General features: G+C 45.8%; 15 protein-coding genes, 1 rRNA gene and 1 riboswitch. Of the genes, 14 read left to right on the forward strand and 2 right to left on the reverse strand.

The genetic code is table 11. The features are described from left to right. Nucleotides 1-119 precede the first annotated feature (119 nt). The 4 genes from rrf to MKY19_RS03210 all read left to right on the forward strand — a co-directional run bounded on the left by rrf (nucleotide 120) and on the right by MKY19_RS03210 (nucleotide 3,168). Nucleotides 120-236: ribosomal RNA gene (gene rrf, locus MKY19_RS03195) — 5S ribosomal RNA — on the forward strand. A 238-nt stretch (nucleotides 237-474) separates the two neighbouring features. Beyond that, the gene (locus MKY19_RS03200; protein WP_339800230.1) at nucleotides 475-1,230 is read left to right on the forward strand and encodes an acyl-ACP thioesterase domain-containing protein; all 756 of its coding nucleotides are present in this window, start codon (nucleotides 475-477) and stop codon (nucleotides 1,228-1,230) included. Between the two features lie 185 nt (nucleotides 1,231-1,415). After that, entirely contained in the window at nucleotides 1,416-2,003 is a 588-nt protein-coding gene (locus tag MKY19_RS03205) for an RNA polymerase sigma factor (protein ID WP_042184728.1), read from the forward strand. Further along, nucleotides 1,978-3,168, forward strand: coding sequence for a DUF4179 domain-containing protein (locus MKY19_RS03210; protein WP_339800234.1), 1,191 nt, complete (start codon nucleotides 1,978-1,980; stop codon nucleotides 3,166-3,168). Before MKY19_RS03205 ends, MKY19_RS03210 begins: the two co-directional genes overlap by 26 nt. Nucleotides 3,169-3,652: 484 nt before the next feature. Here MKY19_RS03210 and MKY19_RS03215 read toward each other — a convergent pair whose 3' ends face one another. Both MKY19_RS03215 and tsaA read right to left on the reverse strand, forming a co-directional pair. Next, nucleotides 3,653-4,192: a helix-turn-helix domain-containing protein gene (locus MKY19_RS03215; RefSeq protein WP_339800237.1), complete on the reverse strand. Its 540-nt coding sequence runs from the start codon at nucleotides 4,190-4,192 to the stop codon at nucleotides 3,653-3,655. Nucleotides 4,193-4,239: 47 nt separating this feature from the next. Beyond that, complete coding sequence (gene tsaA / locus MKY19_RS03220; protein ID WP_339800240.1) at nucleotides 4,240-4,686, reverse strand: tRNA (N6-threonylcarbamoyladenosine(37)-N6)-methyltransferase TrmO; 447 nt, start codon at nucleotides 4,684-4,686, stop codon at nucleotides 4,240-4,242. A gap of 127 nt (nucleotides 4,687-4,813) precedes the next feature. Here tsaA and MKY19_RS03225 point away from each other — a divergent pair, with 127 nt between their 5' ends. From MKY19_RS03225 to purS, 10 genes are all read left to right on the forward strand, one after another. Continuing rightward, on the forward strand, nucleotides 4,814-6,949 hold the full coding sequence (locus MKY19_RS03225) for a DNA topoisomerase 3 (RefSeq protein WP_339800243.1): 2,136 nt from the start codon (nucleotides 4,814-4,816) through the stop codon (nucleotides 6,947-6,949). Between the two features lie 137 nt (nucleotides 6,950-7,086). Beyond that, nucleotides 7,087-8,292, forward strand: a complete 1,206-nt coding sequence (locus MKY19_RS03230; protein WP_339800246.1) for an MFS transporter — start codon at nucleotides 7,087-7,089, stop codon at nucleotides 8,290-8,292. A 112-nt stretch (nucleotides 8,293-8,404) separates the two neighbouring features. Beyond that, nucleotides 8,405-8,668: a DUF1294 domain-containing protein gene (locus tag MKY19_RS03235; protein WP_042193264.1), complete on the forward strand. Its 264-nt coding sequence runs from the start codon at nucleotides 8,405-8,407 to the stop codon at nucleotides 8,666-8,668. Between the two features lie 40 nt (nucleotides 8,669-8,708). Continuing rightward, complete coding sequence (locus MKY19_RS03240) at nucleotides 8,709-9,143, forward strand: universal stress protein (protein ID WP_042184737.1); 435 nt, start codon at nucleotides 8,709-8,711, stop codon at nucleotides 9,141-9,143. 375 nt (nucleotides 9,144-9,518) lie between these two features. Then, nucleotides 9,519-9,620: riboswitch (purine riboswitch) on the forward strand. A 210-nt stretch (nucleotides 9,621-9,830) separates the two neighbouring features. After that, on the forward strand, nucleotides 9,831-10,316 hold the full coding sequence (gene purE / locus MKY19_RS03245) for a 5-(carboxyamino)imidazole ribonucleotide mutase (protein ID WP_042184739.1): 486 nt from the start codon (nucleotides 9,831-9,833) through the stop codon (nucleotides 10,314-10,316). After that, on the forward strand, nucleotides 10,294-10,524 hold the full coding sequence (locus MKY19_RS03250; RefSeq protein ID WP_339804589.1) for a hypothetical protein: 231 nt from the start codon (nucleotides 10,294-10,296) through the stop codon (nucleotides 10,522-10,524). The genes purE and MKY19_RS03250 overlap by 23 nt, the downstream gene beginning before the upstream one ends. Next, nucleotides 10,427-11,548: a 5-(carboxyamino)imidazole ribonucleotide synthase gene (gene purK, locus MKY19_RS03255; protein ID WP_339804134.1), complete on the forward strand. Its 1,122-nt coding sequence runs from the start codon at nucleotides 10,427-10,429 to the stop codon at nucleotides 11,546-11,548. Before MKY19_RS03250 ends, purK begins: the two co-directional genes overlap by 98 nt. A 5-nt stretch (nucleotides 11,549-11,553) precedes the next feature. Then, a complete protein-coding gene (purB, locus tag MKY19_RS03260; protein WP_076275258.1) occupies nucleotides 11,554-12,849 on the forward strand; it encodes an adenylosuccinate lyase in 1,296 nt (431 codons plus the stop codon). A gap of 317 nt (nucleotides 12,850-13,166) precedes the next feature. Then, entirely contained in the window at nucleotides 13,167-14,057 is an 891-nt protein-coding gene (locus MKY19_RS03265) for a phosphoribosylaminoimidazolesuccinocarboxamide synthase (protein ID WP_076300191.1), read from the forward strand. A gap of 127 nt (nucleotides 14,058-14,184) precedes the next feature. Then, nucleotides 14,185-14,430: a phosphoribosylformylglycinamidine synthase subunit PurS gene (gene purS / locus MKY19_RS03270; protein ID WP_339244715.1), complete on the forward strand. Its 246-nt coding sequence runs from the start codon at nucleotides 14,185-14,187 to the stop codon at nucleotides 14,428-14,430. Nucleotides 14,431-14,433: the final 3 nt, after the last annotated feature.

The following is a 14,433-nucleotide window of genomic DNA, read 5'->3' on the forward strand; positions in this document are numbered from 1 at the left end:
CGCAAATTCAATTCGGATTCAGTTTTCAGGCATCAAGCCTGTAACACGCTTAGAAATTCATTCTCACTTCTGGTGATGAACGAAATTTCACGCGGCAGCGTCTGTTTCACAGACGCATGTTTGGTGGCGATAGCGGAGGGGTTCCACGCGTACCCATCCCGAACACGACCGTTAAGCCCTCCAGCGCCGATGGTACTTGGACCGAAGGGTCCTGGGAGAGTAGGACGTTGCCAAGCACACGAAGCCATTGTTGATTTATCAACAATGGCTTTTTTGTTCCCTTTATCACTTAATTTAAATAATGTGGATAAGTCATGGGGAAATAACGAAAAAATAAAAGTTACTAACATGTGGATGAAATAATAAAATATATTCAAAAATGAAAGTAGTCCCCAATTTATGTGGATAGAGCAGTGGTATATGTGGATACTTCAAGTAAATGCAAGGATATTTTGCATGGCAGGAGGATAAACAATGGACAACAGTAGTAATCTTGTGTGGATAGAAGATTTTTCTGTACATGCGAGCGACACGGATTATCGTTCACAGGGTAAGTTATCCTTTATTCTGGATATCATGCAATGTGCGGCAGACTTCGCAGTGGGTAATTTGGGGATAAGTGTGGAAGAAATTCTGAGTGCAGGAATGGGCTGGATGATGATTACGTTAGATCTTGATTTTAAGCGTATTCCTCGCCCAAATGATGTGCTTAGCGTACATACCTGGAGTAAAGGTACTAAAGGGGCTTTATGGCAACGGGATTATCGTATTTTTGATGCAGATCATATAGAGATTGCCACAGCGCGTTCTATATGGGCTTTAGTAGATATTGAGAAGAGAAAGATACTCAGACCGAACGCTCTTCCAGTTCAGGTTAAGCACTATAATGGCGATTCAGTAGGGGATATGCCTGTTAAGGTAACGATCCCTACTGATATTACTATGAAAGAAGCTTATCGGTATCAGGTAAGATATAGTGGGCTGGATAGCAACGGACATCTGAATAATGCCCGATACGGAGATTTATGTTGTGATGCACTCAGTTTAGCGGAATGGGATAATGCAGAGTTCACACGCTTCCGGATTACTTATCTACAAGAAGCTAAGTTTGGGGATGAACTGACTATTTTACGCTCAGTTGTAACGGATGATGGTATATATGTCCGTGGCCAGAATAGTGATATTGTATTTTTTGAAGCATGTATTGAGTTGGAAAATATAAATAAGTAAAAAGTTTATAAATATGGAATATTTTTATAAAAGCGATTTCTCCGAGCATCAATCGGGGTAGTCGCTTTTTTTTTGTTGAAAAACAGATGGTGTTTATAACATATTTGGAAAAATTTTTGAGCCTGTCACAATTAAAGGGATCACAATCGTTATATAGTTGTAGTCAATAACAAGGAGGTGATTCTTTGGAACGTCGCAGCCCCGGGGTCCAAGTGAATCAAACAATAATTGAAGAGGCTATTGATCAGGTTCTTGCGGGTAACCGCGAAGCCTATAGAACTATAATACAAGCATATGAAAGAAAGATTTATACGTATTGCTATTATATTTTGAGAAGTCATGAAGAAGCAGAGGATGCTGTGCAAGATATATTTGTAAAAGTGTATCAGGAACTCAGACGTTATGAGAAACGAGTCTCTTTTAATTCATGGCTGTATAAAGTGGCCTATCATCATTGTTTGGATCAGGTTCGCAAACGCAAACGAAGAAACCGTCTGTTGTCGCTATATAAAGAGCAGCAGCCGAAAGCCTATTATAATCCTAACGATGAGGAGCCATTGCAGAAGTTATTTATGGATGATCTGACAGCTGAAGAGAGCAATCTTCTGATTCTTAAGGTAGTAGAGCAGTACAGTTTTGAAGAAATGGGTCAGATTATGGATTGTAATTCAGCTACTTTACGCAAGAAATTTGAACGTCTACGCAAAAAGTTAGTCCGGCAAAGAATGAATGAAGGAGGAAGCCCTCATGGAGAAATGGCAAGATCCAACTGAAAGTCAGAAGATGGAGCACATTCGTCAAACATTCCATAATCATGAAATGCCGGTAGACAGTTTCAGCGATTCAATTATGAAGCGAATAGGAGACGAGGGAATGGAAAAGCGAGCGTCAAGAAAAAGCGGGAATAAGTTCCTGAAAAAATCATTGGTGGCTGCCGCGGCAGCAGCAGTGTTGGGTGCGGGGATAATCGGTAGCGGATTTATATCCCCAGTCATGGCTGAAACGTTAAAGCAGATTCCTGTTGTAGGAAGTATTTTTAAGGGGATTGACGATAAAGGTCTAAATGCTGCTGAAGAAAAAGGATTATCTACTGCGCCTAACCAAAGCGTTACCCATGATGGAGTGACCTTGAAGGTTACCGATGCCTATTATGACGGCTCGCGGTTGGCTTTTGCGATTGAACGGGAAGGCATTGATAAGGATAAGATGATGGCAGAAATGATTATTGAACCGACTGAATTCGATCCAGCGGTAAAAGAACAGCAGTATGCGAAAGTGACAATGAACCAGTCCGAAAAAGGGTTGTTGGGTTCAGCAGAAGTGAAATTGCCGAATGGAAAGAATCTGGAGGCCCAAATGTCGTCTTTTGGCGATGTTGAGGGTAAAAAGAATGCTATTTTATACGATTATAGAAATCTAAATAATGTAGAGCCTTTGGGGAATGAATTTGAATTAAGCATCACTGTGCCGGTTACACAAATCGCAGAGCCTTTTGAAATCAAGGTGCCGGTGAAAAAAGTAACGGAAGGAATTATCAAGCTTGATCTGAACCAAACAAAAGAGGCAGAAGAATTCAGTTATACGATTACCAAGCTGGAATTAACTCCAGCCACAAGCAGATTACAGCTCAGCGAAGAAGGTAAAGCGCCAACTGTGAAAGAAAAGGATGGATACACAACCTCTGAAATGTTCTATGAAATTGTTGATGAACTAGGCAATGCATTTTCTTCGAGTGGGTCATTCAACTTGCCGGCTATAGTCTATCCTATGGTAGACAAAGATTTCAGTCCGTTCCCACAAACACCAAAAACAATTACAGTTAAGCCGTTTACTTACTCCATTGATGAGAGCCATAAAGCATTAAGAGATGAAGAAGGAAAACAAGTTAAACATTATTATCCGGAGCTTGAACAAACGATTCAGGTGGAGCAAGAGTAACTATTAATCCCATAAGCAAAAAAGCCCGTGTCTGTATAGCAGATACGGGCTTTTTGTTAAAAGATAAGAATTTATAAGCTAAACAACTATAATATCTTTATATTTCTAAGAGAAACGGTTGTCATTTATAAAAGACGACAACGTAGTCTCTTCTTGTAAAAATTCTAACGGAATGTAGATTTCACTCACCGAGTTTTCGTTATCTGGTCCAAGATACAATTCACCATAAAATTCCAATTCAAATGGAATGGACATCCTGTATTCTGTTTTGGGCAGCCAGATTCCGTAGATATATTTATATGTAGAAGGGATATCACAAGAGCGGCCTTTATGGATGAATTTAAGATAACGTATAGGTGGTAAGATCTGAAGGGAGAAAATCTGATTGTGGTCTGCATTTATAGGATTAAGTTCGCAGGCACACATGATCGAAAAACCGTTACTCTCATAGTCGTCTGGCCAGAAGCCAAGCTGATAATATTTTTCAGGTTGTATCCCTATCAGATATAGTATCTACCTTACTGAAAAGCAAAGGCCAAGTATCAGAAATGACGGAGAAATCATGGTCTATTTTAACTACGGGTCCTTGAAGTATAATTTCCCCGAAATCAACGAGCTGGGGGGAAAGATCGCTATCAGAAAGGACTTGAAGTAGATCCTGTTCATATAGTCTAGGCAACAAAGGGAGTTTCGTTTTATTAATTCTTTTTCGAACAAGAGAGGGAGTCGTGTGCAGCATTCTTTTGAAGGCACGAGTAAAGGTCTCATAGTTACTAAAGTTATAGTCTAATGAGATGTCCTGGAGTGAGCGTTCTGGAATTCGGTGAATGTCCAAGGCTGCTTCAGTGATTTTGCGTCTGGCTATATAGTCGCCGGGTGCTATCCCAGTGACTGCTTGAAATAGGCGGGTGAAATGATAAAGTGAGTATCCCATTTCTTTGGAAAGGACAGCTACAGGAAGAAGCGTGTTTAAGCGATCCTCAATGAGATCTAATGCTTGAATGATTAGTTGGCGATTGTTCAAGAGATGCCCTCCCATAACAGTTAGAAATGGTGTCCAAATCGATTACTTCAATTATTTGTTGTCCAGTCCCCCCAATTAGCAGCCCAATCGGGAATGTTCACTTCCATTACGCGATCGGCACTAGGAAAATAAGCTTTGATGTCTAGAATTGGTGTACCAGGATAGGCATCAAGTCCAGCCACCTCTACGATGCCAGAAGCTTCATCGACAGACAGGATTGCTGCTACACTAAGCCCAATTGGATTAGGTCGAATAGGGGAACGGGAAGCGAATACTCCAGTTAATGTTTCGTCATAAGGTGGTTGAATCTGTGTAGTCTGGCGGAATTGATCATCTGCAAACTCGTGCAGCCACCAAAGCACTTGGCAATGACTAAATTGAGATAAACCTTTAAGCGCCGGGCTAAATTCCGGTTTGATTTCCAGTCGTAAATTACGTGGCGCACCTGTAACCCAACCTATAGGTACTATATTATAGCTTTCTTGTTCATTCATTGACTATGACTCCTTTCAGGTATCAGATATTATTTAGTTTATAACGGAGTGACCCGGTAAAGCCTGACGATATTTGCTAACATTCATTTAATGCTATAATGAAATTTGATGTGGAAAGGGGAGCATTATGAAGACATTAGTATTGGCGGAGAAGCCGTCTGTTGCACGCGAGATCGCACGAGTCATGGGATGTAATAATAAACAGAAGAGCTATATTGAAGGTCCAAAATATGTGGTTACCTGGGCACTGGGTCATTTAGTCGGCCTGGCAGAGCCTGAAGATTATAATAAAAAGTTTGCAACTTGGGCTTTGGAGGATTTGCCGATTTTGCCGGAGAAGGCAAAGCTGAAGGTGCTGCGTGAGACCAACCAGCAATATAAAGCTGTTCAGCACCTAATGAAGCGTCAGGATATTGAGGAGCTTGTGGTAGCTACGGATGCTGCTCGTGAGGGAGAGCTGTTGGCACGTTGGATTATGAATATGGCGGGGTGGAAAAAGCCATTCCGGCGGCTCTGGATATCTTCTCAGACGGATAAAGCGATAAAAGAAGGATTCGCAAAGCTCCGCCCAGGTCGCGATTTTGATCGTCTGTATGAATCTGCACGTTGCCGCGCAGAGGCGGATTGGATGATTGGACTGAATGTCACGAGAGCTTTGACATGTAAGTTCGGTTCGCCGCTCTCCGCAGGGCGGGTACAAACGCCGACATTAGGGATGATCATGGATCGTGAACAGGAGATTACGGGTTTCCGTTCCGTTGATTTTGAGACGCTGACTGCTGATTTTGGAGATTTCCAAGCGGCATGGCGAGCCAGTAACGGCGATGGTCGGATATTTGAAAAGGATAAGACGGCAAGTCTAAAGGATAAGCTTACTGGACGCAGCGGCCGTATTATTAAGGTACAAAAGAGTGAGAAGAGCGAACCTCATCCACTCGCTTATGATCTGACTGAATTGCAGCGCGATGCGAACCGGAAGTTCGGCTTCTCCGCGAAGCAGACCTCCAGTGTGCTTCAGCGGTTATATGAGCAGCACAAGCTTGTCACTTACCCGCGTACGGACAGTCGTTACTTAACATCAGATATGACGGGCACACTCAAGGAAAGACTGGATAGTGTTGCGGTCGGTCCATATGCAGCGTTAGCACGTCCATTGCTGCGCAAACCGCTGCCGATTACGAAGCGGATCGTGGATGATAGCAAAGTAAGCGATCACCACGCTATTATTCCTACAGAACAGACCGTATTGTTAAATGGCCTGAGTACTGAGGAACGTAAGCTGTATGATCTGATTGTACGGCGTTTTATTAGCTTGTTCTACCCACCAGCTCGTTATGATGCGGTAGCTGTAACCGTCAATGTGGAAGGCGAAAGCTTCCATGTCAAAGGGACGACGGTAAAAGATGCCGGCTGGCGCGAAGTATACGGCGGAGATATGAGTAATGATGACGATGACGAATCTGCGGACGAGCCGGCAGCGGGCAGTGTGAAGCTACCTGAGCTGCGCGAAGGAGCAACTGTCACGATTGGCCGCTGCATGGTTCGTCCTGGACGAACACAGCCACCGAAGCGTTATAATGAAGCTTCGCTGTTGACGCAAATGGAGAAGCATGGCCTTGGAACCCCGGCGACCCGCGCGGATATTATCGAGAAGCTGGTAAGCTCCGATACCATTGAACGCCAAGGGAATCTGCTGCATCCGACTGGTAAAGGCAAGCAGCTTATTGAGTTGGTATCCACACAGCTGCGGACACCAGATCTAACTGCGCGCTGGGAAGCTGAGCTGGAGAAAATAGCGCGTGGTCAAGGCAAGCCGGAGCTCTTCTTGCAAGGCATCCGCAGTATGGCACAGGAGCTGGTAACTGGCGTCAAAACTAGTGGAGCAGAATATAAACCGCATAATGTCTCGAACAGTAACTGTCCGGAATGCGGTACAAGACTGCTGGAGAAAAAGAGCAAACGTGGCAAGCTGCTTGTATGCCCAGCAGATAACTGTGGTTATACCCGTGCCGGAGAGAAAAGACTATCGAATCGCCGCTGTCCACAGTGCCATAAGAAAATGGAGCTCAAAGAGGGTAAAGCAGGCATGTTCGTACAATGTTTGGGCTGTGGAATCACAGAAACCTTGGATAAGGATCATAAGCATGTGAATAAACGCGAACAGCAAAAGCTGGTACAGCAATACAGTAAGCAAGAAAGCATTGGTTCTAACCTTGGGGAACTGCTGAAAGCAGCGCTTGAAGGGCAAAAGAAGGATAAGTAAAAAGGATCGCATGTATCGTAATAAAAAGGCTGCTGAGTGTACTCAGTAGCCCTTTTTTCTGTCCACGTAAGTTTTTGTGGTCTACAGATAGGCTTTGAATTAGAATGTTAAGCAAATACTTAGAGCAGGTGATTAGGGTGGCAGCTGAACAACAAGTGGATCAACTAAAAGCAGCAGGTAGCCCAGAGGGGCAGGGTGGCAGTAAGTTTTTCTTTCTCGTTATTGTATTTATGTTCTGGTTCTCTTCTTATATTTATGTTCCTGTGCTTTCCCCTTATGTGGAGCATTTGGGAGCATCATATTTTATGGTGGGCATGGTGCTGGGCGTTTATGGGCTAATGCAGATTCTGTTCCGACTGCCGATTGGCATCGGTTCGGATTATTTGGATCGGCGTCGTCCGTTTATCTACCTGGGACTGATTGCGAGCGGAGCCAGCTGCTTTCTTTTTATATGGGGAGCACAGCCTGGGTGGGCATTGGCAGCACGTGCAGTATCCGGTATAGCGGCTTCGGCATGGGTTGTGTACACTGTGATGTTCGCGGGATATTTCCCGAAAGAGGAAGCTGGAAAAGCGATGGGCATGCTGCAATTCACTACGGTGATTGCCCAATTGACCAGTATGATGATCAGTGGCTATATGGTGGAGCATTGGGGTTGGAATACCCCGTTTCTGATTGGAGGAATTGTAGCGATTGCGGCGCTGCTGCTTGCGCTGCGGCTGCCTGAACAAAAACAGGAGAAACGGCAAAGTGCGATCCAGATCAAGGACTTAGCGGGTGTTATGAAGGAGCCACTTCTGGTAAGAGTTTCTCTGCTGTCAGTGTTGGCACACTGTGTGCTATTCATAACGATGTTCGGATATACGCCAAACCAAGCTCTGAATATCGGAGCAAGTAAAGAAAGCTTGGGCTGGCTGACGCTCGCTTTTATGATTCCGCATGCTGTCGCGACCCTCTATGGCTCACGGACATTTGGTAGGCTGCTAGGAGACCGGGGCACGCTTCTCTTAGGCTTCGCTGGAAGTGCATTGTTTACACTTCTTATTCCTTCAATGCCGACGCTAGCGACGCTCTGTCTGACTCAGATAGGAAACGGATTTATGCAGGGACTTATTTTCCCATTGTTGCTAGGCAAGTCGGTGTCAGAAGTAGATCCATATAAGCGTGCAACAGCTATGGGCTTCTATCAGGCGGTTTATGCAATAGGTATGTCGGCTGGGCCATTCGTGGCAGGCTGGATGAGCGCTCTTTATGGCTTGACCGGAGGGTTCTGGCTGGGTGGAATTGCGGCGGCGTTGGCTGCGGTGTTGTCATGGATATGGATGAAGGATGCGAAGCAGTGAAAAGAAAGAGGCAGGTAGCGAAGTTATCAGAGCGTGTAAGGATGATTGGTTTTTTGTGAAAAAGAGGAATATAATAGAGATAGATAGGAAGCAAGGAGGAGAGCCCGGGAGAATGGTCAAGGTTATAATGTTGTGGTTTGTGGTAATTAATATTATCGGATATGTAGTGATGTCCGAAGACAAGAACAAAGCCCGTAAACGGCGAGAACGTGTACCTGAGAAGACACTTTTTCTGCTGGCAGCTATGGGCGGGGCACTAGGCGTGCTGATTGCCATGTATCGTAAGCGCCACAAGACGCGACATATGTCCTTTAGGATCGGAATTCCGTTACTTCTGTTGCTGAATATCTTTTTGTACAGCTATTTTTTAAGGTGATAGTCTTAATGATTACAAACTAGAAAAAGAGGTGGCGTACATGTTATTCTCTAAAATTTTACTCGCCTATGATGGATCTAAGGCTTCTAATCAAGCATTGGAGCGCGCAATTGAACTCGCAAAAGTAACTCCGGGCTCTACGATGCATGTTGTACACGCATTTGAATTTCCAAGATTTTTTATCGGAGAAGCTCTAGCACCACTACCGGCTTCAGTAAATAAAGAATATTATGATTTAGCAGTGCAGACTACGGAAGAAGTCAAGGGACGCCTTGAGGCTGAAGGCTTGAATGCTGAGGTTGAGCTATTACAAGGATCACCCGCTGAAGTGATTTTGAAATATGCTAAAGAACATGCTATAGATGTAATTGTTATCGGCAGCCGCGGACTTGGCGGAATACGTGAGTTTGTTCTGGGAAGTGTGAGCCACAATGTAGTACAAAGCGCCCGCATTCCAGTGCTGGTAGTAAAATAATATAAAGTTAAAAGGGACGCTTATGGCGTTCCTTTTTTCAAATATAAGAAAGTATATGTTTCAAACTATACTTTATCCTTATATTTCTCGCATAAACGCTAACCGTCATACAGGGACGCCAAAGGCGTTTATACTTGATTATTAAGAAACGAAATGACTAAATTCATATCCAGTAGAGGAATTATATGTATTTCCATGAAGCCTATTCTACAGTTAATATAACATCTGTTGTTAGAGCTAATAGTGTACGGAAAGAAGTCTTTATCATCAAAATAAGTGGTTATTGAGAAATTAAATACGCCTAAAAGCGAACGATTATTAATCGGAATTTACCAATGTTCGTGTTTGAGTTGACATCCTGTGTAGGGGATTGTTAAACTGATGTCATGAGCAACTCGTATAAAACCGGGGATATGGCCCGGAAGTTTCTACCCGGGAACCGTAAATTACCGGACTACGAGGAAATAGGATGATAGAATGCGGCAATGCGGTCCGGGTAACGGAATGATGCATTATGCCATTTTCCGCGCTTAATAGAGCCTAATGATAGGCACGCGGATTATTTTTTCCTAATTTCTTTACTAGTCCGATCCTCCCGCAGCAAAATGCGTCTGGTCATCGGGCTTTTTTTATTCGAATTTACAAGATAAAGATATCCATACTAGTGACTGGAAGGTAGGTCGAATCATGTCTGTGCAGGTAGCTGTTATCATGGGCAGTAAATCGGATTGGGATACGATGGAGCACGCTTGTGCGGTGCTTGAAGAGCTGGGATTATCTTATGAGAAGAAGGTAGTATCTGCGCACCGGACGCCGGACTTGATGTTCAGCTATGCGGAGGAAGCCGCGGGCCGGGGTATTCGCGTCATTATTGCAGGAGCGGGTGGTGCAGCGCATTTGCCGGGTATGGTGGCTGCAAAGACGATCCTGCCTGTGATTGGAGTGCCAGTGCAGTCGAAGGCGCTTAATGGGCTGGATTCGCTTCTCTCCATCGTGCAGATGCCAGGAGGCATTCCAGTGGCAACGGTAGCCATTGGTAAGGCAGGGGCCATTAATGCAGGCCTCCTGGCTGCACAGATTATCGGAGCATTCGATCCAGAAGTGCAGCAGCGCGCGCAGCTGCGGCGGGATGCGATCCGCGACGAAGTCCTTGAAAGCAGCGACAGCTTATGAGACCGGAGGAGCTGAAGCTGCAGGAGGCTGGCGGCGTTACTTCGCCAGCAGCTATGGATGTGTCCGGTACGGACACCGTCCGGACGCTGCTGCCCGGCGCAACCGTCGGCGTGCTCGGCGGCGGGCAGCTCGGGCGCATGATGGCGCTGGCTGGCAGCGCCATGGGCTACCGCTTCGTGGCGCTGGACCCTGCGCCGGATGCGCCTAGCGGTCAAGTCACGCCGCAGATTACAGCGGCGTATAACGACCGGGACGCGGCGCGGGAGCTAGCCCGCCGCTCGGACGTCATCACGTACGAGTTCGAGAACGTCGACGCGGGCGTTGCCGCGCTGCTGACGGAGGAATCGTACGTGCCGCAGGGCAGCGCGCTGCTGTATACGACGCAGCATCGGCTGCGCGAAAAAGCCGCCATCGAGGCGGCAGGCGTACCCGTCGCCCCGTACCGGAAGGTGGATAGCCTTGCGGAGCTGAAAGTGGCGGCGGCTGAACTTGGACTACCTTGTGTACTGAAGACAGCCACAGGCGGTTATGACGGCAAGGGACAAGCCGTGATCCGTCAGGTAGAAGAGCTGGAAGAAGCCTTCCGGCAAGTAGCACCCGGATCCGTTGTGCCGGAGCTGGTGCTTGAGAAGTTTGTAGCTTTTAAGTGTGAAATATCCGTTGTTGCAGCACGCAGTGCTTCTGGTGAGGTTAAGAGCTTCCCACCCTCGGAAAATATTCATGTAAATAATATTTTACATCTGTCCATTGTGCCTGCAAGAGTGGCAGAGGACATTCAGCGGAGAGCATGCGAATTGGCAGAGACATTAATCGCTGGGCTTGATGCGGTTGGACTGCTGGCAGTAGAAATGTTCGTCACAGAGGACGGACAATTGTACGTCAATGAGTTAGCACCAAGGCCGCATAACTCCGGGCATTACACCATGGACGCTTGCGCGACTTCACAGTTCGAGCAGCATGTCCGGGCGATTTGTAATCTGCCGCTAGGCGATACAACGCTTTTGACACCTGTAGTTATGGTAAATGTACTAGGCCAGCATTTGGATGGCGCGATTAAAGCGACCTGTACACAGGACGAAAAAGATAATAAGCTGGGTGTTGTACCTAAGCTTCATATATATGGCAAGACTGAGAGTAAGACCGGCCGCAAGATGGGCCATATCAATCTGCTCTGCAAGGATACCGGAGACGGCTTGTCCTGGGTGGAGCAATCTAAACTTTGGAGGAACTAAAGAATATGATCGAACGTTACAGCAGACCTGAGATGCGAGCTATTTGGACGGAGGAAAATAAATTCAAAGCGTGGCTGGAAGTTGAAATTTGCGCTTGTGAAGCATGGGCTGAGCTCGGAGTCATCCCGCACGAAGACGCAGCTAAACTGCGTAAAGACGCTAAATTCGACATCGCACGCATTGATGAAATAGAACAAGAGACTCGCCATGACGTTATCGCATTTACACGTGCGGTCTCCGAGAGTCTTGGCGCAGAACGCAAATGGGTTCACTACGGTCTTACTTCTACTGACGTGGTAGATACAGCGCTAGGTTACTTGCTGCGTCAAGCGAATGAAATTCTAGAGAAGGATATCATCAACTTTATTGAGATCCTTAAAGATAAAGCTATTGCTTACAAGGATACACCGATGATGGGCCGTACGCATGGTGTTCATGCCGAGCCAACTACCTTTGGTCTGAAAATGGCTCTATGGTACGAAGAAATGAAACGTAACCTGGAGCGTTTCCGCCATGCTGCGAACGGTGTACAGTTCGGAAAAATCTCCGGTGCCGTTGGTACGTACGCTAACATCGATCCTTTTGTAGAAGAATTCGTTTGCCGCAAGCTCGGCACAAGCCCAGCTCCAATCTCTACACAAACGTTACAGCGTGACCGTCATGCTGAATACATGGCTGCTCTTGCTTTGGTAGCGACATCGTTAGACAAATTCGCTACTGAAATCCGCGCTCTGCAAAAGAGTGAGATTCGTGAAGTGGAAGAAGCTTTTGCCAAAGGTCAAAAGGGTTCCTCCGCTATGCCTCACAAACGTAATCCGATCGGCTGCGAGAACATTTCCGGTCTGTCCCGCGTCATTCGCGGACATATGGTTACAGCTTACGAGAACGTGCCACTCTGGCATGAACGCGATATTTCGCACTCCTCTGTGGAACGTATCATCCTTCCGGATGCGACAATGCTGCTCAACTACATGCTGAACCGTTTCGGAAACATCGTGAAGAACCTGACTGTATTCCCAGAGAACATGAAGCGTAACATGAACCGTACGTTCGGCGTTCCTTTCTCCGGTCGGATCTTGACTAAACTGATCGACAAAGGCCTTAGCCGTGAGCAAGCATACGACACCGTTCAACCGCGTGCTATGCAAGCATGGGAAGAGCAAAAACAATTCCGCGATATCGTGGAAGCTACACCTGAGATCACTAACGTTCTTACCCCAGAAGAAATTGAAGATGCATTTAACCCTTCTTGGCATCTTAAGCATGTGGACACCATCTTCCGCAAGCTAGAGCTGCTCTAAAAAATAAGTGCGTTAATGGTTGGGTCGATAGGAACGAATTCCTCGGAATGAGACCTTAGAGATCCTAAAAAGATAAGTTAGTGGTGAACTAAGGAACGCTGCAATAAATGCAAAGCTGGATGGGGGAGCACTGTAGAGGAAGTTTGGAACTGTAGAAGCGTAGCGTTCGCCTTTATCCTCGGATTTCTACCGCGAGAAGCGGTTCAAATTAAGAAATCTGAGGATAACAGCGATCGGAAGTCCAAACATTCCTCGGAAGTGCTTCCTCCTAGACCAGCCCAACTTAGGAAGATCATTAGTTCAAGGGAGGAAAGGTCATGACATCGTCGGCCGTATCCACAGCCGTGGAACTCATCAATGCGCCGCTGCTCTATAAAGGGAAGGTTCGTGAGCTATACGATTTAGGGGAGAATGTACTGATCGTCGTCACGGATCGGATATCTGCTTTTGACTATGTGCTAGACCCAGCGGTACCTGAAAAGGGCAATGTGCTTAACCGTCTGAGTGCGTTCTGGTTCGGAAAGACCAAAGAGCTAATGGAGAATCATGTCGTTCATATTGATGTGGATCTGCTCGGAGATATCGTTAAGGACAAGGAAGCTCTCAGAAACCGTGTTATGGTAGTACGCAAAGCAGAGCGCATCGATATCGAATGTGTTGTGCGTGGGTGCATCACCGGTGGGGGCTGGAGACAATATCAAGAAACTGGCAAAGTGAATGGTATTGAGCTTCCTAAGAACTTGCGCAAAAATGCGCTGCTGGCACAGCCAATCTTTACCCCTGCGGCTAAAAACGATGTAGGTCATGATGAGGATATTCCTTTTGAAAAGATGCAGGAGCTAATCGGTGCTGATCTGGCACTCGAGCTGCAGGAGAAGAGCTTGCAATTGTTCTCTTTTGCCAGAGAGTATTGTGCTGAGCGGGGAATCATTCTAGCAGATTGTAAATTTGAATTCGGCTTGCTGGATGGCAGGGTGATTCTGATTGATGAGATTTTTACGCCGGATGCTTCACGTTTCTGGGCCAAGGACAAATACGCTCTTGATATCGAAATTGATAGTATGGATAAAGAACCTGTTCGTACGTATCTATCTGCATCCTCCTGGGATAAAAATAGCAAACCTGACCCACTTCCACTAGAAGTAGTTGAAGAAACAACGCGTCGTTATCTGGACATTTATCATCGTCTTACTGGCAAGTCTTTATAGCTCAACATTGTGTGTTTACTCATGGGAATAAATGAAGTGTATGTTTTTAAAGCTAGAGTTACTTTTAGTAGAGTTTCAGCTTTCAGAAAGTAAATACACATAAAAATTTAGGAGGAACTACAAGCATATGTTAAAAGCGACGGTATATGTCACCATTAAGAAGAGCGTTCTCGATCCACAAGGTGTAGCAGTGCAAGGAGCACTTCATTCGGTAGGTTTTCAAGAAGTTGAAAGTTTGCGTATTGGGAAATATATGGAGCTGACTTTGGACACGGATAACCGTGCTGAAGCAGAACTGCGACTCAAGGAAATGTGCGAAAAGCTACTTGCCAACACGGTGATCGAGGATTACCGCTACGAATTGGAGGACTAAACG

This window comes from Paenibacillus sp. FSL R5-0744 (assembly GCF_037972555.1).
Classification (GTDB): domain Bacteria; phylum Bacillota; class Bacilli; order Paenibacillales; family Paenibacillaceae; genus Paenibacillus_AQ.